The 21,858-nt window shown below is 71.2% G+C and carries 25 protein-coding genes; 14 read left to right on the forward strand and 11 right to left on the reverse strand.

Features of this window, described 5'->3' with window-relative positions; all coding sequences use genetic code 11:
- Nucleotides 1-149 precede the first annotated feature (149 nt).
- The 5 genes from mshB (at nt 150) to dapC (ending at nt 3,760) form a co-directional block, all read left to right on the forward strand.
- Complete coding sequence (gene mshB, locus E1288_RS08870) at nt 150-1,061, forward strand: N-acetyl-1-D-myo-inositol-2-amino-2-deoxy-alpha-D-glucopyranoside deacetylase (protein ID WP_132483154.1); 912 nt, start codon at nt 150-152, stop codon at nt 1,059-1,061.
- Nucleotides 1,058-1,426 carry a hypothetical protein gene (locus E1288_RS08875; protein ID WP_132483156.1) on the forward strand — a complete coding sequence of 123 codons (369 nt, stop codon included), beginning with the start codon at nt 1,058-1,060 and terminating at the stop codon, nt 1,424-1,426. The genes mshB and E1288_RS08875 overlap by 4 nt, the downstream gene beginning before the upstream one ends.
- Entirely contained in the window at nt 1,419-2,177 is a 759-nt protein-coding gene (locus E1288_RS08880; RefSeq protein ID WP_132483158.1) for a hypothetical protein, read from the forward strand. The genes E1288_RS08875 and E1288_RS08880 overlap by 8 nt, the downstream gene beginning before the upstream one ends.
- A gap of 141 nt (nt 2,178-2,318) precedes the next feature.
- A complete protein-coding gene (gene fdxA / locus E1288_RS08885; protein ID WP_093273442.1) occupies nt 2,319-2,639 on the forward strand; it encodes a ferredoxin in 321 nt (106 codons plus the stop codon).
- A complete protein-coding gene (gene dapC / locus E1288_RS08890; protein WP_132483160.1) occupies nt 2,636-3,760 on the forward strand; it encodes a succinyldiaminopimelate transaminase in 1,125 nt (374 codons plus the stop codon). Before fdxA ends, dapC begins: the two co-directional genes overlap by 4 nt.
- Nucleotides 3,761-3,856: 96 nt before the next feature.
- Here the strand turns inward: dapC and E1288_RS08895 are convergent, their stop codons facing one another.
- The 7 genes from E1288_RS08895 to E1288_RS08925 all read right to left on the reverse strand — a co-directional run bounded on the left by E1288_RS08895 (nt 3,857) and on the right by E1288_RS08925 (nt 10,841).
- Nucleotides 3,857-4,798, reverse strand: coding sequence for a CHAD domain-containing protein (locus tag E1288_RS08895; protein WP_132483162.1), 942 nt, complete (start codon nt 4,796-4,798; stop codon nt 3,857-3,859).
- Nucleotides 4,799-4,917: 119 nt separating this feature from the next.
- Entirely contained in the window at nt 4,918-5,904 is a 987-nt protein-coding gene (gene dapD / locus E1288_RS08900; RefSeq protein ID WP_132483164.1) for a 2,3,4,5-tetrahydropyridine-2,6-dicarboxylate N-succinyltransferase, read from the reverse strand.
- Between the two features lie 99 nt (nt 5,905-6,003).
- On the reverse strand, nt 6,004-6,441 hold the full coding sequence (locus E1288_RS08905; RefSeq protein WP_132483166.1) for an LppA family lipoprotein: 438 nt from the start codon (nt 6,439-6,441) through the stop codon (nt 6,004-6,006).
- A 37-nt stretch (nt 6,442-6,478) separates the two neighbouring features.
- On the reverse strand, nt 6,479-8,098 hold the full coding sequence (locus tag E1288_RS08910; protein ID WP_132483168.1) for an alpha/beta hydrolase: 1,620 nt from the start codon (nt 8,096-8,098) through the stop codon (nt 6,479-6,481).
- Nucleotides 8,099-8,185: 87 nt separating this feature from the next.
- Nucleotides 8,186-8,716, reverse strand: coding sequence for an LppA family lipoprotein (locus E1288_RS08915; RefSeq protein ID WP_132483170.1), 531 nt, complete (start codon nt 8,714-8,716; stop codon nt 8,186-8,188).
- Complete coding sequence (locus tag E1288_RS08920; RefSeq protein WP_132483172.1) at nt 8,713-10,488, reverse strand: alpha/beta hydrolase; 1,776 nt, start codon at nt 10,486-10,488, stop codon at nt 8,713-8,715. The genes E1288_RS08915 and E1288_RS08920 overlap by 4 nt, the downstream gene beginning before the upstream one ends.
- Before the next feature lie 8 nt (nt 10,489-10,496).
- The gene (locus E1288_RS08925) at nt 10,497-10,841 is read right to left on the reverse strand and encodes a hypothetical protein (protein WP_132483174.1); all 345 of its coding nucleotides are present in this window, start codon (nt 10,839-10,841) and stop codon (nt 10,497-10,499) included.
- 97 nt (nt 10,842-10,938) lie between these two features.
- Between E1288_RS08925 and dapE the strand changes: the two genes are divergently transcribed.
- On the forward strand, nt 10,939-12,015 hold the full coding sequence (gene dapE / locus E1288_RS08930; RefSeq protein WP_132483176.1) for a succinyl-diaminopimelate desuccinylase: 1,077 nt from the start codon (nt 10,939-10,941) through the stop codon (nt 12,013-12,015).
- A gap of 18 nt (nt 12,016-12,033) precedes the next feature.
- Here dapE and E1288_RS08935 read toward each other — a convergent pair whose 3' ends face one another.
- Nucleotides 12,034-13,023, reverse strand: coding sequence for a slipin family protein (locus E1288_RS08935; protein WP_132483178.1), 990 nt, complete (start codon nt 13,021-13,023; stop codon nt 12,034-12,036).
- A 235-nt stretch (nt 13,024-13,258) separates the two neighbouring features.
- Here E1288_RS08935 and E1288_RS08940 point away from each other — a divergent pair, with 235 nt between their 5' ends.
- From E1288_RS08940 to folP, 3 genes are all read left to right on the forward strand, one after another.
- Entirely contained in the window at nt 13,259-14,044 is a 786-nt protein-coding gene (locus E1288_RS08940) for an LOG family protein (protein ID WP_132483180.1), read from the forward strand.
- The gene (locus E1288_RS08945) at nt 14,041-14,625 is read left to right on the forward strand and encodes an LOG family protein (RefSeq protein WP_207954257.1); all 585 of its coding nucleotides are present in this window, start codon (nt 14,041-14,043) and stop codon (nt 14,623-14,625) included. Before E1288_RS08940 ends, E1288_RS08945 begins: the two co-directional genes overlap by 4 nt.
- A 94-nt stretch (nt 14,626-14,719) precedes the next feature.
- Complete coding sequence (gene folP, locus E1288_RS08950) at nt 14,720-15,559, forward strand: dihydropteroate synthase (protein ID WP_207954265.1); 840 nt, start codon at nt 14,720-14,722, stop codon at nt 15,557-15,559.
- 51 nt (nt 15,560-15,610) lie between these two features.
- Here the strand turns inward: folP and E1288_RS08955 are convergent, their stop codons facing one another.
- Entirely contained in the window at nt 15,611-15,943 is a 333-nt protein-coding gene (locus tag E1288_RS08955) for a hypothetical protein (RefSeq protein WP_132483184.1), read from the reverse strand.
- A gap of 204 nt (nt 15,944-16,147) precedes the next feature.
- Between E1288_RS08955 and E1288_RS08960 the strand changes: the two genes are divergently transcribed.
- Genes E1288_RS08960 through E1288_RS08970 form a run of 3 tightly spaced genes read left to right on the forward strand, consistent with a single transcriptional unit; the run spans nt 16,148 to nt 17,336 of the window.
- Entirely contained in the window at nt 16,148-16,480 is a 333-nt protein-coding gene (locus E1288_RS08960; protein WP_093273407.1) for a PadR family transcriptional regulator, read from the forward strand.
- 43 nt (nt 16,481-16,523) lie between these two features.
- Nucleotides 16,524-16,874: a DivIVA domain-containing protein gene (locus E1288_RS08965; protein WP_132483186.1), complete on the forward strand. Its 351-nt coding sequence runs from the start codon at nt 16,524-16,526 to the stop codon at nt 16,872-16,874.
- A 3-nt stretch (nt 16,875-16,877) separates the two neighbouring features.
- Nucleotides 16,878-17,336, forward strand: coding sequence for an SRPBCC family protein (locus E1288_RS08970; RefSeq protein ID WP_132483188.1), 459 nt, complete (start codon nt 16,878-16,880; stop codon nt 17,334-17,336).
- A 161-nt stretch (nt 17,337-17,497) separates the two neighbouring features.
- Here the strand turns inward: E1288_RS08970 and E1288_RS08975 are convergent, their stop codons facing one another.
- Complete coding sequence (locus E1288_RS08975; protein ID WP_132483190.1) at nt 17,498-18,286, reverse strand: enoyl-CoA hydratase-related protein; 789 nt, start codon at nt 18,284-18,286, stop codon at nt 17,498-17,500.
- A 382-nt stretch (nt 18,287-18,668) separates the two neighbouring features.
- Here E1288_RS08975 and E1288_RS08980 point away from each other — a divergent pair, with 382 nt between their 5' ends.
- Nucleotides 18,669-18,836 carry a DUF3117 domain-containing protein gene (locus E1288_RS08980; RefSeq protein ID WP_009949794.1) on the forward strand — a complete coding sequence of 56 codons (168 nt, stop codon included), beginning with the start codon at nt 18,669-18,671 and terminating at the stop codon, nt 18,834-18,836.
- A gap of 315 nt (nt 18,837-19,151) precedes the next feature.
- The gene (locus E1288_RS08985) at nt 19,152-20,732 is read left to right on the forward strand and encodes a leucyl aminopeptidase (protein ID WP_235883432.1); all 1,581 of its coding nucleotides are present in this window, start codon (nt 19,152-19,154) and stop codon (nt 20,730-20,732) included.
- Between the two features lie 121 nt (nt 20,733-20,853).
- Here E1288_RS08985 and E1288_RS08990 read toward each other — a convergent pair whose 3' ends face one another.
- Entirely contained in the window at nt 20,854-21,801 is a 948-nt protein-coding gene (locus tag E1288_RS08990; protein WP_132483192.1) for a LysR substrate-binding domain-containing protein, read from the reverse strand.
- Nucleotides 21,802-21,858: the final 57 nt, after the last annotated feature.

The raw sequence follows: 21,858 nt of genomic DNA on the forward strand, positions 1-21,858 counted from the left end.
GAGAACGTCGCTCTGTTCGGCTCTCGGGCGGTCGGGGCCGGGTGGTTGCCGCGATCGGGGTGCGCCGTTCGCGGCGCGCCGACTCGGGCGTTCGGGGTAATGCGGCTACCGTGCGCAGTGTGGTGTGCGCCGCAGATTAGGCTGGACCGGTGACGCTGACGGCCCCACCGAGGTTGCTGCTGGTACACGCGCACCCAGACGACGAAACCCTCTGGACCGGCGGGACGATCGCCCGCTACGCCGCCCGCGGCGTGCAGGTGGTGGTGGTGACCTGCACCCTCGGCGAGGAGGGCGAGGTCATCCCCGAGAGCCTGCGCGGCCTGGCTTCGGACCAGGCCGACCAGCTCGGCGGCTACCGCGTTGGCGAGCTGCGCTCGGCCTGCGCCGCGCTGCGGGTGGCCGATCACCGGTTCCTCGGCGGCATCGGCCGCTGGCGCGACTCGGGGATGCTCTGGGAACAGCCCGGTCAGGCGGGCGCGCTGCCCGACGCGCACCCGCGCGCCTTCGCCGTCGGTGACCTGCAGGAGCAGACCGATGCGCTGGAAGCCGTGCTGCGGGAGGTGAAGCCGCAGGTCGTCGTGAGCTACGCGGCCGACGGTGGCTACGGCCATCCGGACCACGTCCGCGCCCACGAGGTGACCGTCGCGGCGGCCGCGAAGGTTCCCGACGTCCAGCGGGTGTTCTACGCGGTCCCGTCCCGCGACGAGCTCGCGAAGGGGCTCGCCGGGCTGGCGGAGGCCGCGGACATGCCCTTCGAGCTGCCCGAACCGCACGAGCTGGCCAGCGTCGAGGACGAATCGATCACCACGGTCGTCGACGTCTCCGAGCACCTGCCGGCGAAGATCAGCGCCCTGCGAGCGCACGGCACGCAGGTGAAGGTGTGGCTGGATCAGTGGCACAACGGCGAGGGCGTGGCGGCGTACGCGCTGTCCAACGGCGTCGCGCAGCCGATCGTGACGACCGAGCACTACGTGCTGGCGACGGGTGATCCGCAGGGCTGCCAGGCCGATCTCTTCGGCGGGCTCGGGGTGAGCGGAACCGAGCCGGTGGGCGACCGTTGACCGCTCGCGACCGCGTGCTGCTCGGCTTTCTGCTGCTCAATGCTCTTCTGCTGGCATTGATCGAGCTGTTGTTCCTCCCGTCCTACATCGGCTCCGTGCAGTTCCCGGTCACCGCCGCGCTGGCGGTGGTGACCACGCCGCTGCTGGTGGCCGAGGCCGCGCGGATCTCGCCGCGGCGCCGGATCGCCGGGGCTCCGTTGCTGGTGTGGTTCGCGACGGTTTTCGTGTTCGGCCTGTTCGGTCCGGGCGGCGACATCGTGCTGCTCAACGACTGGCGCGCCCTGCTGCTGATCGGTGGCGGCGCCCTGCCCAGTGCGATGATGCTTGGAATCGTGCTGGGCAAGAACGCGAAGCGCCATGGCTGAGGTGCTGACCGACGAGCGGATCGCGGCGGTGCTGCGGCCGTTCGTGCGGGCGACCGCGCCGGTGCTGGACGCGCTGCGCGAGTCCGATCCGCTGCGGCTGCGCGGTCGGTCCGGAGATCTCGACGCCGACGGGGCGTTGCGGAAGGTTCTGCGGCAGCTGGACGGGATGCAGGTGCCGGGAAGTTCCGCGTGGGACGCGATGTCCGTCGAGCAGCGCTGCGACTGGTGGGCCTCCCGGGTCGGGCGGTTTCTCGCGCTGGTCGCCGGGCTGCCCCGGTTCGGCGGCGTCATCACCTCGCGGCTGCCGATCCGCAACGCGCTGGGCATCACCGGCCAGGGCCTGGTGCTGTGCGCCATCGCCGCCGAGCACGGCGTGACCGATCGGGCCGTCAAGGTGCAGCTGATCGCCGAGGTGCTGCTGGGGCGCGAGTTGTCGGATGAGCTGGCGGCCGGGCGCGCCGAGGACGACGAGCGGGTCTCGGAGCTCACCGAGGACCTCGACGCCGCGCGGCGCGAGCACGGCCGGGCGACGCCGAAGGCCGTCGTGCGCACGGTGTGGCGAATGGCACGTGCGCTGTGGGAGATCGATTCGGAACTCGACAGGCGGCCGCAGGGCCGCTTCTACCACGAGTTGATCGGCAGCGTCCCGGTCGTCGGCGTCGTGGGCGGCTACCTGGGAGAAAGATCTGCCCTGCGCAAGGTGGGGCGGCTCGGTGCGCAATGGTTGCGACGCAATGGTTTACGGCGTTAACCCCGGCGTCGTAGAGTCGGTCCTGCTCTCGCGCTGTGGGACCAGTTACGTGTCCAGGGTGGGTACGAGAGATACTGTCAGCAGTCGCCTCAGGAGGTTCCTGAGCGCGATTAGGACAACGCTTCGAGCAGGAGAGCAACCGTGACCTACGTGATCGCCGAGCCCTGCGTCGACGTGCTCGACAAGGCATGCATCGAGGAATGCCCTGTCGATTGCATCTACGAGGGCGGGCGGATGCTCTACATCCATCCCGATGAGTGCGTCGACTGCGGTGCCTGCGAACCGGTCTGCCCGGTGGAGGCCATCTACTACGAGGACGACGTGCCGGAGGAGTGGGCCGCTTACACCAAGGCGAACGTCGACTTCTTCGACGAGCTCGGCTCGCCGGGTGGTGCGGCGAAGGTGGGCAAGGTCAACAAGGACGTCGAGCCCGTCACCAGCCTGCCCCCGCAGGGCGAATGAGTTCCGCGACCGGCCCGGGTGCTGCGGCGCCCGGGCTTCGGGGCCCGCAGCTGCCGGACTTCCCGTGGGATTCGCTGGCGTCCCAGACCGAGACGGCCCGGTCGCACCCGGACGGCATCGTCAACCTGTCGGTCGGCACGCCGGTCGACCCGGTGCCGGAGAACCTGCGGCGGGCCCTGTCGGCGGTGGCCGATCAGCCGGGCTACCCGGCCACGCACGGAACCCCGGAGCTCCGGGAGGCCGCCGTCGCCTCGATGGAGCGGCGCTACGGCGTTTCCGGCCTGGAACCGGACGCGGTGGTGCCGACCATCGGCTCGAAGGAACTGGTGGCCTGGTTGCCGACGCTGCTCGGCGTCCGGCCCGGCGACATCGTCGCGATCCCGGAGCTGGCGTACCCGACCTACGAGGTCGGCGCGAAGATCGCCGGCGCCGAGGTGGTCCGGCTCGCGCCCGGCGAGCTGCCGCCGGCCGGTACCCGGCTGCTGTGGCTGAACTCCCCGTCCAACCCGACCGGCCGGGTGCTGGACGCCCAGCAGCTCGCCGACTCGGTGCGGGCGGCGCGGGAGGTCGGCGCGGTCGTCGCCTCGGACGAGTGCTACCTCGCGCTCGGGTGGGACGTCGAGCCGGTTTCGGTGCTGCACCCCTCGGTGAGCTCCGAGTTCCGCGGCGTGCTCGCCGTGCACTCGCTTTCGAAGTCCTCGAACCTGGCGGGGTATCGCGCCGGCTTCTTCACTGGTGATCCGGACCTGGTGCGGGGCCTGCTGGAGCTGCGCAAGCACGCGGGGATGATCGTCCCCCGGCCGGTGCAGGAGGCGATCACCGCCGCGCTGAGCGACGACGCGCACGTGGGCGTGCAGCGCGAGCTCTACGCAGCGCGGCGGGCGGTGTTGCGGCCCGCGCTGGAGGCCGCGGGGTTCCGCATCGAGCACTCGCAGGCCGGCCTGTACCTGTGGGCGACCCGCGGCGACGATGCTTGGCAGACGGTGGATTGGTTGGCGCAGCGGGGAATTCTCGTGGCGCCGGGCACCTTCTACGGCCCGGCGGGGGAGCGCCACGTCCGCATCGCCCTGACCGCGTCGGACGAGCGCATCGCCGCGGCCGCCAAGCGCCTGAGCGAATGATCCGGCTGCCGGACCGCTATCGCTGGTAGAAGCCCGTGAGTGCTTTGGGGTGCTACAGCGCCCCAAACCGCTCACGGGCTTTTGCCTGGGAAACCTTCAGATCGCTGCGGCTGCGGCGTCGAGTGCTTCCCACGCCTGCCACCACTGGGCGCGGCGCTCCGCTTTGCGCGCCTGCTCTCTCTCCACCAAGCGGCCCGCCACGAATGCGACCGCGGCGTCGACGTTCTCGCCGACGTCGTGGAGGAGGCCGCGAATGCGTTCTTCGGCCACGCAGGCGTCTTGGTGCTCTCCGAGCACGTCCTGGAACTGCTTCGCCGCCTTGATCAGCTGCTGCATCGGCTTGCCGAACGCCGGTTGCGCCAGTTCCGCCGTGTAGCGCACTCGCTTGCCCCGAATGCGCAGCGCGTGCAGCTCGTCGTCGGCGGGCGCTTCTGGCAGCCGCGCAACGGATTTCCGGACCTTGCGGAACTGACCGAGGACCAGCCTGCGCAACTCGCCTTCGGTGTCCACATCGGACTCCGGCGCCGGCAGTCCGGCGCGGAGCGAGTCCGAGACCGAGCGGAGCAGGGCGAGGTAGCGGTCGCTGTCCAGCGCCGCGAGCATCTCCACCCGGGCCAGGCCGTGCTCAACCTCCAGACCGGAGATCAGCCGGGCTGCCGCAGCGCGTTCGTCGGCCGGGAGATCGGCGCTCTCCACGCGCAGCCGCTCCAGCAGCACGTCGAGATCGCGAACCGGGCCGAGGGCCCTGCCCAACCAGCCCAGCTCCGCGCGCAACGGCTCCGACCAGTCCCGGTCCAGGAATCGTCGGCCGGACCGCAGCATCGCCCGCATCCGGCGCACCGAGACCCGCATCTGGTGCAGTTCCTCGGGATCTTCGCCCTGCCGGGTGCCGGGGTCGTGCGAGATCAGGGCGCGCAGCCGGGCGTCCAGCCCGGCCCTGATGTGCTCGGCGAGCGGCGCCTGCCGGTCAGCCGTGCGGGGCTCGGCGGGCAGGTCGACGACGCCGGTGAGATCTCGTCGTTGCCAGCTGATGGCCATTGCCCATGATAAAACCGGCCGCCCCGGCCGCCGCCTCGTCCATCCAGCGGATCCCGCCCGCAGGAAGCGCGAAGGGCACCCCCGGCCGGAGGTGCCCTTCGCCTTGCCTCGAACGGGTATCAGTCGTTGGCGTGCAGCGCCGCGTTCAGCTCGACCTTGCCGCCGGTCCGGGCGGTGACCTCGATCGTGCCGGTGGTGGAGTTGCGGCGGTACAGCAGGCCGTCCGAGCCGGACAGCTCCAGCGCCTTGGTGATGGTGCCGTCCGGCAGCGTCACCTTCGTGCCCGCCGTGATGTACAGGCCTGCCTCCACGACGCAGTCGTCGCCCAGCGAGATGCCCACCCCGCCGTTGGCGCCGATCAGGCAGCGCTCGCCGATGGAGATGACCTCCTTGCCGCCGCCGGAGAGGGTGCCCATGATCGAGCCGCCGCCCCCGACGTCCGAGCCGTCGCCGACGACGACGCCCGCCGAGATCCGGCCCTCCACCATCGACGCGCCCAGCGTGCCGGCGTTGAAGTTGACGAAGCCCTCGTGCATCACGGTGGTGCCGCTGGCGAGGTGCGCGCCCAGCCGAACCCGGTCGGCGTCGCCGATGCGGACCCCGGACGGCACGACGTAGTCGACCATGCGCGGGAACTTGTCGATGCTGTAGACGGTGACCGGGCCGCGCGCCCGCAGCCGCAGCCGGGTCGCCTCGAAGCCCTCCACCGGGCACGGGCCGTGGTTGGTCCACACGACGTTGGCGAGCAGGCCGAACATGCCGTCCAGGTTCTGGCCGTGCGGGCGGACCAGGCGGTGCGACAGCAGGTGCAGGCGCAGGTAGATGTCGTGCGCGTCGACCGCTTCGTCGGAGAGGCGGCCGATCTCGGTGCGCACCGCGACGACCTCGACGCCACGGGCCTCGTCCCGCCCGAGCAGGGCGGCCCCGGCCTCGCCGAGGGACTCGGCCGCCTCCTCGGCGGACAGCCGCGTGCTGCCGGACCGGCCCGGCTCGCCGAGCTTGACGGTCGGGAACCAGGTGTCCAGCACCGTGCCGTCGTCGGTCACGGTGGCCAGGCCGACGCCGTGGGCGCCCGTGGTCTGCGGGTCGGGAGACTGTGCACTCATACCCGAAACGGTAATCGGCGCAGGTGGCGGCGGCCCGCAGGGGTGGCCGCCACGGGTGGCGCCGACCGGGTGCCGCGCCGTTTTCGCGCGAAAACGGCGTCAGCCCTTGGCGGCGGCCAGCAGGTGGCAGCCGGTGGTGATCATCAGGACCGTGTTGGCGGCGGTGCCGAACTGGTAGACCGCGCCGTACTGGTCGTTGCCGATGATCTCGTGGTCGCCGCTGCGGTTCACGATGATCTCGGGCTCGCCGAAGCCGTACTCGACGGTGATCTCCTGGACGATCTCCACCGCGAGCGGCCAGTCCGAGTCGGGCAGGTTGCCCGGCGCCCGCCACGACTCCAGGACCCGGCTCTCCGCCTCGTGGACGTCCGGGAACTCGGTGCAGCCGGCCCGGCTGACCGGGTCCGACACCGCCCACTTCAGCGGCCCGACCTCGATGTTGAGCCGGTCCAGCAGCCGCTGCTGCATCTGTTCGTAGCGCTCGCTGATCTCCTCGATGCTGGGGCGCTGGCGGAGCAGGTTGCGCGGGTCGTCCACGATTCCCCCGTACGGTCGGGTGCTGGCGGCGGTCGTCTCAGGAGATCATGCCGGAGATCACGTCGCCGACCCCGCGGCCGTCGTCCTTGACCGCCCGATCCGGCAGTCCGGCGACCACCGTGCTCATGTTGTACTGGCTCGTGCTGTCCGGCGCGAAGTAGCTGCTGTGGCCCTCGACACCCTTGCCGTGCTCGGATTCCTTCGCGGACAGGCCGGTCATCCCGTCCAGGTGGCTGGGGTCGCCGCCGAAGCGACCCAGGTCGGCCACCCAGTCGTTCTTCGCCTCGATCCGGTACGAGTGCCCGGCCGGCACGTTGAGGTCCTCGGCGTCGTCGGTGCCCACGCCCGGCGAGCCGGAGAACACCACGTCGTCGACGCCGTGGCCCTGCTCCTGCATCGCGTAGCCGGTGATCGTGGAGCCGTAGGAGTGGCCGATCGCGGTCACGTGCGGATCGTCGTCCCGCGAGGCGTTGATGCCTTCGTAGAAGGAGGCGAGCTTCTTGCCGCCGTCCTCCGCCAGCTTGGCGGTGGCCACCGAGCGGTCCGGGTCGGTGACCTCGCTCCGCTGCGGGAACTCGGTGCCCACCCAGGTGACCGCGGCGACCTCGCCGCCGTCGCCGTGCCGGTCGCTCTCGAACTGGGCCTGCCTGCGCAGCTGGTCCATCTGCTTGTCGGCGTTGAGCGAGCCGTCGACGGTGGTGTTCATGCCCGGCGTGTACACCGAGACGTGGTCGGCGGTGTCCACATTGCCCACCGCGACCGCCGCCTTCGCCCGTTCGCCGCCGGTGTCGAGCAGCAGCAGCTGGCGGTCGCCGCGCGCCAGCATCCGCTCCACCGCGTCGATGGACTTGAGCTTGGCGTCGACCTTCGCGAGCTCCTCTTCCTCGTCGCCGGAAACGCCGCCCTCGCGCAGCTCGTCCTTGCGGGCCCGCAGCGTGGATCGCTCGCCGGCGATGCGGGCGCGGTTGGCCTTGTCCCGGACTTCGGCCGGGATGCCGTCGCGGTTGCCGAGCCAGGCGGGTGGATTCTTGGTGTACGCCTCGCGTTCGGCGTCCGACAACGACTTCCACCACTTGGCGTTCTCCGCCGGGCTGCCGTCCTTGGGGGCCTTGGCGGCCATCGTCTGCGCAGGGGCGGCGCCGGGCTGGATCTCGTCCTGTTCCGCTGCGGTCAGGGTCTTGGCCAGTTCGGCGTCGGTGCGCTCGGCCTCGTCGAGGATCGATTCGACCGCGGCGGCCAGCTCGTCGCGGGCGCGCAGCCGCTGCTGCTTGACCCGCTCGATCTCCTCGGCGGGCACGTCCTGCGGCGGGGCGGCGTCGCGGATGCCGCCTTCCTCGGTGATCTCGAAGCCGTTGGCGCGCGCCTGGTGTTCCGTCGCGTCGAGCCGCTTCTTGATCTGCTCGACCTCTTCGGCGGCCTTGCCGACGGCGTCGCGGACGCCGTCGACCTCGGCGACCAGCCGGTGCAGGTCCTTGCCGAGTCCGGCGTGCCGCTTGGCGGAGTTCTCCGCCGCCTCGCCCGTCCAGCCCGCCGGGTTGCGCGCGGCGTGGAGGTCGTCGTCGAGCCCGACCAGCTCGTCGCGGCGCTTGCCGAGGGTGCGGAAAACCTCCTCCAGCGCATCGGGTTTCCAGCGACGCACGTCGGCGAACGACACCATGGAGCGGTCTTTGCCTTTCGAAGCGAGAGATCACGCGGCCGCCGGTCGCGAGCCCGGTGGACTCGTGGCCGGCGGCCGCGGGCGGGATCAGCCCTTGGCGGACTGGAGGAGGTGGCAGCCGGTGCGCAGGCTCAGGATCGTGTTCACCTTGGTGCCGAACTGCAGCTGCGCGCCGAATTCGTCGCGCATCTCGACCTTGTGGTCGCCGGGCCGGTTGACCACGATCTCCAGCTCCTTGAAGCCGTACTCCTTGGTCACGTCGATCCCGATCTGCTGCGCCCGCTCCCACTGGGCGTCCGGGATGTTGCCCTCGTAGGCCCAGGTGTCCAGGCTGTGCTGTTCGGCGCCATCGACGTGCGAGAGCTCCTTGCCCTGGCAGGCGGCCTGGCCGGGGTCGCCCTTGTTGATCCACGGCGTCGCCAGGCCGAGGTCGGCGGACAGCCGGTCCCGCAGCTTCTGCTGCATCTCCTCGTAGCGGACGGTGATCTCTTCCATGGACGGTCGCTGCCGCAACATGCTGAGTGGGTCTGCCACGTTTCCCCCGTCGGACGGTTCGGGTCCGCTCGCGCAACCGGTGGCGAGCAGAGCGCAGAGGACGAACAGGACGAGCTTTCTCATGAGAAGAAGTCCTTGATGCCGGACACCGTTTTCTCGCCCAGGTCCTTGGCGCCGGACACCGTCTTCTCGCCGAAGTCGTAGATCGCGGAGCCGGCTTCCTGGGTCTGGTGCGGGACGTAGGAGATCACATCCCCGACGCCGTTGGTCTTGCCCTCCACGGTGTTGTCCGGGAGGCCCGCGACCACCGAGGCCATGTTGTGCTGGCTGGTGGTTTCGGTGTCCAGGTAGTCGCTGTGGCCCTCGACGCCCTTGCCCTCGTTCGACTTCTCGGTGGACAGGTCCTTGAAGCCGTCCATGTGGGACGGGTCGCCGCCGAACCGGGAGAAGTCCGCGACCTGGTCGTCCTTGGCCTCCAGCCGGTAGGCGTGGCCCTCGGGGACGTGCAGGTCCTCGATGTCGTTGGTGCCGACGCCGGGGGAGCCGAAGATGATCGCGTCGTCGACGCCGTGGCCGCCGCCCTGCAGGGCGTAGCCGGTGGTGGTGGAGCCGTAGGAATGGCCGATCGCGGTCAGGTGCGGGTCGGTGTCCCGGGACTGGTTGATGCCCTTGTAGAAGTTGTTCAGCTTCTCGCCGCCCTCCTGGGCGGAGCTGGAGCTGACAACCGAGTCGCCGAACACGTCCGTGTCCTCGGACTTCTGCGGGGCTTCGTAGCCGAGCCAGGCCACCGCGGCGACGCTGTCGTCCTTGCCGTTGCGGAGGAGCTCGGCCTTCGACTCCTTGACCAGGTCCGCCATCTTCGAGTCGTAGTCGCCGAGGCTGTCCTGGACGGTGGTCGTGTAGCCGGGTGTGAACACCGAGACGTGGTCGGCGGTGTCGACGTTGCCCACCCCGACGGCGGCCTTCATCCGCTCGCCGCTGCTGTCGAGGACCAGCAGCTGGCGCGGCGGGTCCTCCTTGGCGATGGTCTTCTCGACCTCGTCCAGCGACTTGATCTTGTCGTTGACCTGCTGGAGCTTTTCCTTCTCGTCCTCGGAAACGCCGCCCTGCTCCAGCTGCCTCTTCTGCTGCTCGAGGTCGTTGCGCACGTCGTCGATGCGGCCGCGGTTGGCCTCGTCGCGGACCTCGGCGGGGATGCCGTCGCGGTTGCCCAGCCATTCGGGCGGGTTCTCCCGCAGCGCCGCGCGCTGCTCGTCGGACAGCGACTTCCACCATTCCGCCGCCGCCTTCGGCGAATCGTCCTTCGGTTTCCCGGCGGAGGCGGCGAGGGCCTGGATGTCATCGGTGTTCGCGGCGTCGGCCAGGGAGCCGCCCTTGCCGGGCTCGATCTTGTCCTGCTCGGCGGAGGTCAGCGCCTTGGCGAGTTCGGCGTCGGCCTTCTCGGCGTCGTCGAGGATCTTCTCGATCGTCTCGACGAGCTTGTCGCGCACCTGGATGCGCTGCTGCTTGACCTGCTCCAGCTGGTCTTCCGGCACGTCCTGGGGCGGCTTGACGTCGCGGACGCCGCCTTCCTCGGTGATCTCGAAGCCGTTGGCCTGCGCCTCGTGGTCGGCCTGCTCGATCTGCTGCTTGATCCTGGCGACGTCGTCGGCCGCCGCGGCCACCGCGACCCGCACGGTGGCGACCTCGGCCACCAGCGAGCGCATGTCCGACACCAGCTTCTCGTGCTGCTTCGCGGAGCCGTCGGCGGCTTTGCCGCTCCAGCCCTCCGGATTCTTCGCGCCGTCCAGCTCGTCCTGCAGATTGACGAGGTCGTCGCGGCGTTTTCCGAGGTCGTTGTGGACGGCGTCGAGGCCCTCCGGTTTCCAGCGGCGCACGTCGGCGAAGGACACCATGTTGCTGCCTACCTCCCGGCCTGCGTGCCGACGCGGTCGATGTCCGCCGCGCTCGACTCGTCGGACTGCTGGTACCCGTCGGCGCTCGCGGTCAGCGATTCGCCGTGCTGCGCCGCGGCCTGGCTCCAGGACTTGATCGCCTTGTCCCAGCTCTTCGCGACCTGCTTCGACGCCCCCTCGGACTTGCCGCCGGGCATCGCCTCGGCGATGTCCTCGGCCGGCGGCCCCAGCTTCACCTGCCCGGCCTGCTCGCCCGCCGACTTCGCGCTCGCCCCGGCCTTCCTGAGCGCATCGGGATTGACCGTGTAATCCATGCCCCACCTCCAGCGGCGGAAGCCTAGCGTGATGATCACGGCATGGACGGTGGTTGCGCGAATCCGTTTCCCACCTGTTCACGGGACCGAACCGCTGGTCCCGCCGCTATCCGGGCGTCCGGGTAGCCTCCGGGGCGTGACTGCGCCGTTGGATCTCACCGCTGACCCCGTCGAACTCACCGCCGCGCTGGTGGACATCCCCAGCGTCTCCGGCGGGGAGAAGGCCATCGCCGATGCGGTGGAGCAGGCGCTGCGCGACCAGGCGCCGCACCTCGAAGTGGTGCGCAACGGCGACGCCGTGCTGGCGCGCACGAACCTCGGGCGGGACTCGCGAGTGGTGCTCGCCGGGCACCTGGACACCGTGCCGATCAACGACAACCTCCCGGTGCGGCGCACCGGTTCGGGCGCCGAGGAGGTCCTGCACGGCTGCGGCACGGTCGACATGAAGAGCGGCGACGCGGTCATGCTGCACCTCGCCGCGACGCTCCCGGAACCGCGGCACGACCTGACGTTCGTGTTCTACGACTGCGAAGAGGTGGAAGCCGAGCGCAACGGCCTCAACCGGATCGAGCGGGAGCTGCCGGAATGGCTGGCCGGCGATCTGGCGGTGGTGTGCGAGCCGTCGAACGCCGCGATCGAGGCGGGTTGCCAGGGCACGATGCGGGTGGAGGTGCGCACCACCGGCGCCCGCGCGCACACGGCCCGCGCGTGGATGGGCGTCAACGCGATCCACGCCGCGCAGCCGGTGCTGCAGCGACTGGTCGAGTACACGCCGCGCAACCCGGTGATCGACGGCTTGCAGTTCCGCGAGGGACTGCAGGCGGTGCGGATCGAGGGCGGCGTCGCGGGCAACGTGGTGCCGGACTCGTGCGTGGTGACGGTGAACCACCGGTTCGCCCCGGACAAGTCGCTGGCGGAGGCCGAAGCACACCTGCGCGAGGTCTTCGACGGCTTCGAGGTCGCGGTGACCGACGGCGCCGCGGGTGCCCTGCCCGGCCTGACGTCGCCAGCGGCGGCGCAGCTGGTCGAGGCGTCGGGGTCGGAGCCGGTCGCGAAGCTCGGCTGGACCGACGTGGCGCGGTTCGCGGCCCGGGGTCTCCCGGCGGTGAACTTCGGCCCGGGCTCGCCGACCCTCGCCCACACGAAGCAGGAGCATGTGGCGACCGCGGAGATCCGCCACTGCGCCGACGTCCTCCGCCGCTTCTTCGCCTGAAGCCCGCGCTGCGCGCGGTCAGGCGATGCCCAGCATCGACTCCTCGTCGCTGTCCGCGCTCTCCGAGCGCTCCGCGTCGCGCCGCCTCCTGCCGTCGGCGGCCGTGCCCTCGCGTTGCCGCGGCAGCTCCGCCGCCGGCGGCTCCGCTGCGGGGAGCTCCGCTGCTTCGCGCTCCGTGTCGGTGAGCTCCGCCGCTTCGCTCTCAGCGTCGGTGAGCTCCGCCGGCTCCGCGCTCGGGGCTTCGCCCGTCGCGGCGATGCGCTTCGCGTTGTCGACGAACTGGAGGAGTTCGACCGGGAACGGCAGCACCAGGGTCGAGTTCTTCTCCGCCGCCACCTCGACGACCGTTTCCAGCAGGCGGAGCTGGAGCGCGGCCGGGGTGTCGGCCATGACGCGGGCCGCGTCGGCGAGCTTGCGGGACGCCTGGAACTCGCCGTCCGCCGAGATGACTCGCGAACGCCGCTCGCGTTCGGCTTCGGCCTGGCGGGCGATCGAGCGCTTCATGGATTCCGGCAGCGAGACGTCCTTGATCTCCACCCGGTCGATGTGCACGCCCCAGCCCAGCGCCGGGCTGTCGATCATCAGCTCCAGGCCCTGGTTGAGCCGTTCGCGGTTGGACAGCAGGTCGTCCAGGTCGCTCTTGCCGATGATCGACCGCAGCGAGGTCTGCGCGACCTGGCCGACGGCGAACAGGTAGTCCTCGACGTTGACGATGGCGCGCGCCGGGTCCTCGACGCGGAAGTACACCACCGCGTCCACCCGGACGGTCACGTTGTCTCGGGTGATGCCCTCCTGGGCGGGCACCGGCATGGTGACGATCTGAAGGTTGACCTTCCGCATCCGGTCCACCGCCGGGACGATCGTGGTCAGCCCGGGCCCGCGGGTCAGCTGCTGCAGGCGGCCGAAGCGGAACACCACGCCGCGCTCGTACTGCTTGATGACCTTGACGCTCGCGGCGACGTAGACAACACCCAGGGCGATGATGAGGATCAGCAGTTCGATGAGCATGGCTGGCTCCCGGGCTCGACTTCTGGCCTTGCCCGGCGACCCGTCTCCGGCGCCTGCGTAGATCGGGTGATCTGCGTGGTGTGCACGGCCGGCATCGCCGGCACCACTAGATCTTTTCTTCGTATCGTACGCCGCCGCACGCTCGTGTGAATCCCTCGTGAACAGGCATTTCCCCGCTCGGCGCGGTGGCCGGGCAGGCGTCGGCGGCCGAGGGTCCGTGCGTACTCTCGACCACATGACGATCGAAGGCCCGTGGGGTGAGCCGAACGGTGCGGAGCGCCCCCAGGAGAAGCAACGCGGACCCGTGGTGCTGCGCCGATCGAGGCTGCGCGAACCCACCACCACCGACCAGCGGCTGCTGGACTCGCGCGGCCCGTCGGACTGGGTGCACACCGATCCGTGGCGGGTGATGCGCATCCAGTCCGAGTTCGTGGAGGGCTTCGGCGCGCTCGCCGAGGTGCCGCGCGCGGTCACCGTGTTCGGTTCGGCGCGCACGCCGCGGGAGCACCCGGAGTACGCCACCGGCGTCGAGCTCGGCGCAGCGCTGGCGGAGATCGGTTGCGCGGTGATCACCGGCGGCGGCCCGGGCGCGATGGAGGCCGTCAACCGCGGCGCGTCGGAGGCCGGCGGGCTGTCCATCGGGCTGGGCATCGAGCTGCCGTTCGAGCAGGGCCTCAACCCGTGGGTGGACCTGGGCGTCAACTTCCGCTACTTCTTCGTCCGCAAGACGATGTTCATCAAGTACGCGCAGGCGTTCGTCTGCCTGCCCGGCGGCTTCGGCACCATGGACGAGCTGTTCGAGTCGCTGACCCTGGTGCAGACCAAGAAGGTCACCAAGTTCCCGGTGGTGCTGTTCGGCAAGTCCTACTGGCAGGGCCTGTACGACTGGATCCGCGACAGCATGCACGCCGCGGGCAAGATCGGGGACAAGGACCTCGCGCTGCTGCACCTCACCGACGACATCGACGACGCGGTCAGCATCGTGCAGGAGGCGTACGAGGCGTGGGAGGCCACTCATTGAGCAGCGTTGAGCCCGAGGAGACCACTGTGGACGTCGCCGTCTGCGTCTACTGCGCGTCGCGGCCGGTGCCGCAGCAACACCTGGACCTGGCGGCGGAGGTGGGCACCAAGATCGCCAAGCGCGGCTGGTCGCTGGTCTCCGGCGGCGGGCGCGTGTCGATGATGGGCGAGGTCGCCCGGGCGACGCGGGCCGGCGGCGGCCGGACCATCGGCGTCATCCCGCGCGCCCTGGTGGACCTCGAGGTCGCCGACACCGATGCCGACGAGCTGCTGGTCGTGGACACGATGCGGGAGCGCAAGGGCCTGATGGACGCGCACGCGACGGCGTTCCTCGCGCTGCCCGGCGGCATCGGCACCTGCGAGGAGCTGTTCGAGATCTGGACCGCCCGCTACATCGGCATGCACGCCAAGCCGGTCGTGCTGCTCGACCCGGACGGCCACTACAGCGGCCTGCTGGACTGGCTGCACGGCCTGGTGGACACCGGATTCGCCACCCGGCACTCGCTGGACACGCTCACCGTGGCCACCGACGTCGACGAGGCGCTCGACGCCTGCGCCGCGAGCCGGGAACTGGGTGCCTGAGGTTCCGCCGAGCAAGCCGGTCCGTGTATATCCCACGGCCGGTGGCGTGCCAGGATCTGGGGTTGTGCAGGCTCTCCGGTTCCGCGACAAGGACATGCCCCAGGACCGACCGTTGGTGATGGCGATCGTCAACCGCACCCGCGACTCGTTCTTCGACCGGGGGCGGACCTTCGCCGCCGATGCGGCCACCGCCGCCGTGGACCGGGCCGTCGCCGACGGCGCGGACATCATCGACATCGGCGGGGTCCGCGCCGGGGCGCAGGGCGAGACGGTGGACGCCGCCGAGGAGATCGAACGGGTGGTGCCGTTTGTCGCCGCGGTCCGGGAGCGCCACCCGGACCTGGTGATCAGCGTCGACACCTGGCGGCACGACGTGGCCCGGCAGGTGTGCGAGGCCGGGGCGGACCTGCTCAACGACACCTGGGCGGGCGCCGATCCGCTGCTCGCCGAGGTGGCGGCCGAGTTCGGCGTCGGCGTGGTGTGCTCGCACACCGGCGGCCTGCCGCCGCGCACCGACCCGTACCGGCCCCGCTACGCCGACGTGGTCGCCGAGGTGACGGCCGAACTCGTCGAGCGGGCCGAGCGGATGGTGCGGCTCGGGGTGCCCGCGCACGGCGTGCTGATCGACCCGACCCACGACTTCGGCAAGAACACCTGGCACGGCCTGGCGCTGCTGCGGCGGGTCGGGGAGCTGGTGGCCACCGGTTGGCCGGTGCTGATGGCGTTGTCCAACAAGGACTTCATCGGCGAGACGCTGGGCGCGGAGGTGACGGAGCGCCTGGAGGGCACGCTGGCGGCCACCGCGATCGCGGCCTGGGGCGGCGCCCGGATCTTCCGGGCGCACCACGTGCTGGAGACCCGCCGGACGGTCGAGATGGTCGCGGCCATCGCGGGCACCCACCCGCCGGACCAGGTCCTCCGCGCCTTCGCCTGAGGCTTCGTGAGCGCTCGATCCGGTAAGAACCGGCACGAGGCGGTGAGCGGTTCAGCGGTCGCCGACGGCCTGCTTGAGCAGCTGGGTGAGGGTCGCGATCGGCACGTCCGGGCGGACCTCCCGGAGCACCGGGACCAGCCGCAGCCACCGGGACTGGACGCGCGGCGGGCTCGGCGGCGTCCTGGCCAGCTCGTCGACGAGCTCCTCCAGCCGCCACTGCGCCTCGTCCCGTTCCATGCTCGCCTCCGGGTGCTGGTCGATCACGTCGACGAGCATCGCGAGGTACGAGCGGAGTTGGTCGAGGGCCTGCTGCCGCGGGGCGAAGGTCGTCTCGGCGTCGAGTCGCGAAGCACCGGTGGTTTCCTGGGCGCTGTCGTTGGACACGGCAATCGGCTCCTGATCGCTCGCCCGGTACGTCCGACTTCGCAGTGTGGCGGGAATCGAGTGCTGTCAACGGATTTTCGGGTTTGCGCCACCCGAACGGCGCACTGTGATGGACGTCATTCGGAGTCCGGATCGCGAAAGGACCTAGGTCCTCTTGCGCAAGGTCGGTGACAGTGGTCGCAAATGACCGTAGAGTCGCTACTTGTGAAGGCTGATGCGCTCCGCGGCCACCTGGACGCCCTTCTGCTGGCCACGCTCGACGGCAGGGCCTTGCATGGTTACGCGATCATCGAGGCGCTGCAGGAACGCAGCGGCGGCGCCCTCGATCTGCCCACCGGGACGGTATATCCGGCGCTGCGCAGACTGGAGCGCGCCGGCTACGTGCAGAGCACCTGGAGCACCGTCGGCGGGCGGCAGCGCCGCACCTACCGCCTGACCCAGACCGGCGTGCAGACCCTGCAGAACGAGCGCCGCGCCTGGCGTGAGTTCACCTCCGCGATCGAGGGCGTGCTCGAGGCCGCGCCCGCCAAGACCTGACCGTGGCCGCGGCGGTTCGCCGTTCGTGCCACGATTGACGACCGTGGCTAGTGCGCTCATCTACCTGTTCGTGGTGCTCGCGGTCGCTGCGGTGGCCTACCTGCTGGCTTCGCTGGTCTTCGGCCGCGGCGAGCAGCTCGCGCCGCTGCCGCCGGGCTCGACCCCGACCCGCCTGCCCCCGGCCGACATCGAGGGTGCCGACGTGCGCGCGTTGCGGTTCCAGCAGGTCCTCCGCGGCTACAAGGCGTCGGAGGTGGACTGGGCGCTGGAGCGCCTCGCCGGGGAACTCGACGAACTGCACGGCCGGATCGCGGTCCTGGAGCGGCAGCTCGACGCCGCGGGCGAGCAGCTGCAGGAGGCCCGGGCCGGGCACCCCGACGAGCCGGAGGGCTGACCAGTGCGCCCGGTCGAGCTGCGGCTGAGCGTGCCGGTCGAGGCGCCGCCTGAGGTGGTGTGGGCGGCGGCGACGGACTGGGCGCGGCAGGGCGAGTGGATGCTGGGCACCGAGGTGCACGCGCTCGGCGGCCCCGACGGGCCCGGCGCGCAGTTGGTGGCGGTCACCGGCTTCCGCGGGTTCGGCGTAGTGGACCGGATGGAGATCGTCGAATGGCGGCCGCCGCAGACCTGCCGGGTGCGCCACCGCGGGCGGCTGATCGTCGGCGACGGCGGGTTCGACGTGGTCCGGTGCGGCAACGCGGCGTCGACGTTCCTGTGGTGGGAACGGCTGGTGCTGCCGCCCGGCGGCGCGCTGGTCTGGCCGGTGGTGCGGCCGGCCTTCGTCTGGGGCATGCGCCGGTCGCTGACTGCTTTCGCGGCGTTCTGCCGCGGCTATTCGGGCGGCGGGGAAACCGGCTGATCCCGGTGCCGAGGCCGTCGCGTACCTCGGCCCCACGACGTGCTGCGCGCTGTGCAGGCCACCGGCCCTTGCCGCCCGCCGGCTGACGTTTCTGCTGGTCACGGGTCGTGAGTGTTGTGGAGCGCTGTAGCAGTCCAGAACACTCACGACCCAGGGGTGCCTCAGTGGCCGGTGAAGTGGGGGGTTCGCTTCTCGACGAACGCCGCGACGGCCTCCCGGTGGTCGGCCGTCGCCCCGGCCTCAGCCTGCGCCCCCGCCTCCACGGCGAGCGCCTCGGCCAGGCCTTCGGCGGCCGCCGCCAGCATCGCCTCCTTGATCCGGGCGTAGGCGCTGGTCGGCCCGGCCGCCATCCGCTTGGCCAGCTCGGTGGCCGCCGCGACGGCTTCACCGGCGTCGACGACCCGGTTCACCATGCCGATCCGCAGCGCCTCCTCGGCGGCCACCGGCTCGGCCAGCAGCAGCAGTTCCATTGCCCGGCCGTAGCCGATCAGCCTCGGCAGCGTCCACGACGCGCCGGAGTCCGTCGACAGCCCGACGTTGGCGAAGGCCATCAGGAACTTCGCGTTCGCCGCGGCCACCCGCAGATCGCACGCGTAGGCCAGCGACGCGCCCGCCCCGGCGGCGGTGCCGTTGACCGCGGCGATCACCGGCTTCGGCATGCTCGTCACGGCGCGGATGATCGGGTTGTAGTGCTCTTCGACCGTGTTCAGCGGCGCCGGGTCTCCGGAGTTCAGCAGCGCGACGTGCTCCTTGAGGTCCTGGCCAGCGCAGAACGCCTTCCCCGCGCCGGTGATCACCAGCGCGCGCACCGAGTCGTCGGCGGCGGCCTCCCGCAGCGCTGTGATCAGGGCCTGCTTGAGCTCGACGTCGAACGAGTTGAACGACTCGGGCCGGTTCAGCGTGAGCAGGCGCACACCTGCGGTGTCCTCGGTCAGCAGCACGTCGGTCACTTCGCACTCCTCTTCCTGCGGTCCGTTGTGGCGGGACGCGAGATCGTCGCTCGACTTTCCAAAGTGGACTCCGGGGGTCGCGCGAAGTCCCGAGTAGACAGTGTTGTGGCTGGTCGCCCGGGTAGTGGTCGAGCGCCGCGGGGGCCGGTCCGGCGCCGGGCGCGGACCGTCGGCCCAGAGGCGCCGACGGTCGCGCCGGAATGCACCGGAACAGCCCGCACAGGACGTGAGTCTGCCAGCCCTCGCGGGCATTCGACCAGCGCACGGGCGACACGAGTTGATCGGTTCGGTTTCGTCCCCGCCTCGGGATGGGGGAGAATGGGGGAGGACCCGAGCTGGTTGTGGCGACCAGCGGGGGAAGAGTTCACGGAGGGAGCACGCTATGGCGGCCATGAAGCCCCGGACCGGTGACGGTCCCCTCGAGGTGACTAAGGAGGGACGCGGCATCGTGATGCGCGTCCCGCTTGAGGGTGGTGGGCGGCTCGTCGTCGAGATGTCGGTCGAGGAGGCCAAGAACCTGGGCGACGCCCTGGAGTCGGCCACCGGCTGAGGCTGCCGGCCGGCGGTCGGGGTAGCGGCGCTGCCCCAACGCCCGAGGCGACAACGCAATCGAGTCGACGACGAGTGGCGAGCTTCTTCGCCGCGGTCGGGCCCCGGTGCCATGGGCGGCACCGGGGCCGTCGTCGATGGCAGGCAAGTCCTCGCCCCGCCCCCGTGATCGTCCGGGGTCTTCGTTCGGGCGCGCATCGTGACCGGACGTGCGAGGACGGTAACTTCTACAGCTGTCGTTGAACTCGTTACGGCTCCGCCGTTTCGGGGGCAGGCAGTCGAATGCGCGCGGCCAGCCGTGCAGGAAGGTCTTCTCGTGTCCGGTTCTTCAGTGTTCCGCTCCGCCCAGCCGGTCCGCGACGCGGACCCGGCGCTGCCCGCCATCCCGACGTCACTGGTCGAAGTGGACGTCGTGCGGCAGTGGCGGGACGGCGTGCCGGGCGCGGTCGCGGTCTTCGACGGCGAGTCGGGCCCGGACCTGGCGGCGGCGGCCGAACCGTTCGATGTGGACATCGCGGTGCTGCAGGCCGTAGGCGCTTCCTCGTCGGCCGGTGACGTCCGCGCGCTGCCCCTGCCGTCGGGTGGCGTCGGCTGGGTCGTGGGTGTCGGCTCGGGCGAGCCGGTGAAGTGGCGCAGCGCCGGGGCGGCGCTCGCACGCGCGCTGCGCGCGAGGCTGGACCAGGCGGCGGAGTCCGACGACGAGGTCGGCGACCTCGGGGACGCCTCCGACGCGGACTACCTCCAGATCCGGCTGCCGGACGACGTCGACGGCGAAGCGGTTTCGGCGCTGACGCTGGGCTTGGCGCTGGGCGGCTACCGGTTCCGGGTGACCGTCAAGCCGACGCCGCCGCGCCTGCGGAAGGTCTTGCTGGTGGCGCCGGAAGGCGCCGACGTGGCGGCGCTGGGCGAGCAGGTCCGGCGCACCCGCGAGCTGGCGGCGGCCACCGCGCTGGCCCGCGATCTCGCCAACGCTCCCTCGAACATCAAGGACCCGGCCTGGTTCACCGGCGTCGCCGCCGAGCTGGCCGCCGACGTGCCGGACCTGACCGCCGTGGTGCGGGACGAGAAGTGGCTGGCGGACAACGGTTTCGGCGGGATCCTCGCGGTCGGCGGCGGTTCGTCGCGGCCGCCCCGGCTGCTGGAGCTGACCTACCGGCCGAAGGACGTCGAGGGCCCGCACCTGGTGCTGATCGGCAAGGGCATCACCTTCGACACCGGCGGCATCTCGATCAAGCCCGCCGAGGGCATGCACCTGATGCGCACCGACATGTCCGGCGGCGCGGCGGTGATCGGCGCGCTGCTGACCATCGCCCGGCTGGAGCTGCCGGTCCGGGTGACCGGCCTGGTGCCGTCGGCGGAGAACCACGTGTCCGGCAGCGCCTACCGGCCCGGCGACATCGTCCGGCACTACGGCGGCACCACGACGGAGGTCGGCAACACCGACGCCGAGGGCCGCATGGTGCTCGCCGACGCCCTCGCCTACGCGGTGGACCGGCTGGAGCCGGACCTGCTGGTGGACGTCGCGACGCTGACCGGCGCGATGAAGGTCGCCCTGGGCCTGCGCACCGGCGGGCTGTTCGCCACCGACGGCGAGCTGGCCGATCGCGTCCGCGAGGCCGGGCAGCGGGTCGGCGAGGCCTGGTGGCGGATGCCGCTGCTGGAGGACCACGCGGAAGACGTCAAGGGCCGGCTCGCGGACGTGAAGCAGACGCCGCCGGGCCCCGGCGGCATCACGGCGGCGCTGTTCCTGCGCGAGTTCACGGGCGGCCTGCCGTGGGCGCACCTGGACATCGCGGGCCCGGCCCGGGCGGACAAGGACTACGCGGAGGTGGTGTCGGGAGGCACCGGCTTCGCGGCCCGAAGCCTCGTCGCCCTCGCAGCAAGCTTCTCGAACTGATCCCTCGGACGATGCCCTCGAAGTGATCTCCTCAGAGGATCTCTTTGGAGTGATCTCTTCGGGGAGTGGTTCGGCGTGTCGGGCCACGACACACCGACGGCTGTGGACTACTTCCGCAATTTCAATGGAAATCGGACCTTCGATTTCCATTGAAATTGCGCAGGGTGAAGTCGCGGAAGGTGCGGACCGCCGGCGGAAGCGCCCGGCCCGCCGGCCAGGCCAGGCCGATCGTGCGGTGCGCCGGTGGATCCAGCGGCACCTCGACCGTGCCCGGCGCCGGGCCGTTGTCGCCCGGCGGCAGCAGCGCCACGCCGAGCCCGGCGGCGACCAGCCCGCGCACCGTGTCGACCTCCTCGCTCTCGAAGGCCAGTCGCGGCTCGAAACCGGCGCGTTCGGCCAGGCCCGCGAAGATCTGCCGGAGTCCGTAGCCGGGGCGGGTCGCCACGAAGTCGTCCCCGGCGAGTTCGGCCAGCCGCAGCCTGCGGCGCCGGGCCAGCCGGTGCCGCGCGAAAAGCACCGCGACCAGCGGTTCGTCCCGGAGCGGTGCAGTTTCCCAATGAGGATCGTGCTCCGGCAGCGGCGAGACGACGCAGAGGTCGATCTCGCCCGACCAGGCGCGCGCGAGCATGCTGTTGCGCGGCCCCTGCACGAGCCCGAACCGCACGTGCGGGTGCACATCGCGGAACTCGCGCAGCAGCGGCGGCACCAGCGTGCTGCCCATCGTGTGCTGGAACCCGAACGTCACCTGGCCCCGGTCGGGGTCGATCTCCTCGATCACGGCCCGGCAGCCGGCCTCCAGCCCGCGCATCGCGTCGTCGGCAGCCGCCGCGAGCAGGGCTCCGGCGCGGGTCAGGTGGATGCCGCGACCCTGCCGCACGATCACCGGCGTGCCGAGTCGATCGCCCAGCTTGGCCAGCGCGCGGCTGACCGTCGGCTGCGGGACGCCCAGGGACTCCGCTGCTCGTGTGAGATGGCCCTCGGCCGCGACCGCGCGCAGCAGCGCGAGCGACGGGGCTAGGTGGGCCGCTAGCTGCGACGCGTCGTCCGGCTCGGCTGATTCATTCACCACCGCATCAATCATGCGGCATTCCGGCATTGGACGCATTAGTCAGGGCTACTTACGTTC

The organism is Saccharopolyspora elongata (assembly GCF_004348985.1).
Taxonomy (GTDB): domain Bacteria; phylum Actinomycetota; class Actinomycetes; order Mycobacteriales; family Pseudonocardiaceae; genus Saccharopolyspora; species Saccharopolyspora elongata.

What these genes read in the sequence shown, in the direction of transcription:
- E1288_RS08880 (WP_132483158.1), top strand. Translation starts at nt 1,419, where the DNA reads ATGGCTGAGGTGCTGACCGACGAGCGGATCGCGGCGGTGCTGCGGCCG.
- dapC (WP_132483160.1), top strand. Translation starts at nt 2,636, where the DNA reads ATGAGTTCCGCGACCGGCCCGGGTGCTGCGGCGCCCGGGCTTCGGGGC.
- E1288_RS08895 (WP_132483162.1), bottom strand. Translation starts at nt 4,798, where the DNA reads ATGGCCATCAGCTGGCAACGACGAGATCTCACCGGCGTCGTCGACCTG.
- dapD (WP_132483164.1), bottom strand. Translation starts at nt 5,904, where the DNA reads ATGAGTGCACAGTCTCCCGACCCGCAGACCACGGGCGCCCACGGCGTC.
- E1288_RS08910 (WP_132483168.1), bottom strand. Translation starts at nt 8,098, where the DNA reads ATGGTGTCGTTCGCCGACGTGCGTCGCTGGAAACCCGATGCGCTGGAG.
- E1288_RS08915 (WP_132483170.1), bottom strand. Translation starts at nt 8,716, where the DNA reads ATGAGAAAGCTCGTCCTGTTCGTCCTCTGCGCTCTGCTCGCCACCGGT.
- E1288_RS08920 (WP_132483172.1), bottom strand. Translation starts at nt 10,488, where the DNA reads ATGGTGTCCTTCGCCGACGTGCGCCGCTGGAAACCGGAGGGCCTCGAC.
- E1288_RS08935 (WP_132483178.1), bottom strand. Translation starts at nt 13,023, where the DNA reads ATGCTCATCGAACTGCTGATCCTCATCATCGCCCTGGGTGTTGTCTAC.
- E1288_RS08940 (WP_132483180.1), top strand. Translation starts at nt 13,259, where the DNA reads ATGACGATCGAAGGCCCGTGGGGTGAGCCGAACGGTGCGGAGCGCCCC.
- folP (WP_207954265.1), top strand. Translation starts at nt 14,720, where the DNA reads ATGCCCCAGGACCGACCGTTGGTGATGGCGATCGTCAACCGCACCCGC.
- E1288_RS08980 (WP_009949794.1), top strand. Translation starts at nt 18,669, where the DNA reads ATGGCGGCCATGAAGCCCCGGACCGGTGACGGTCCCCTCGAGGTGACT.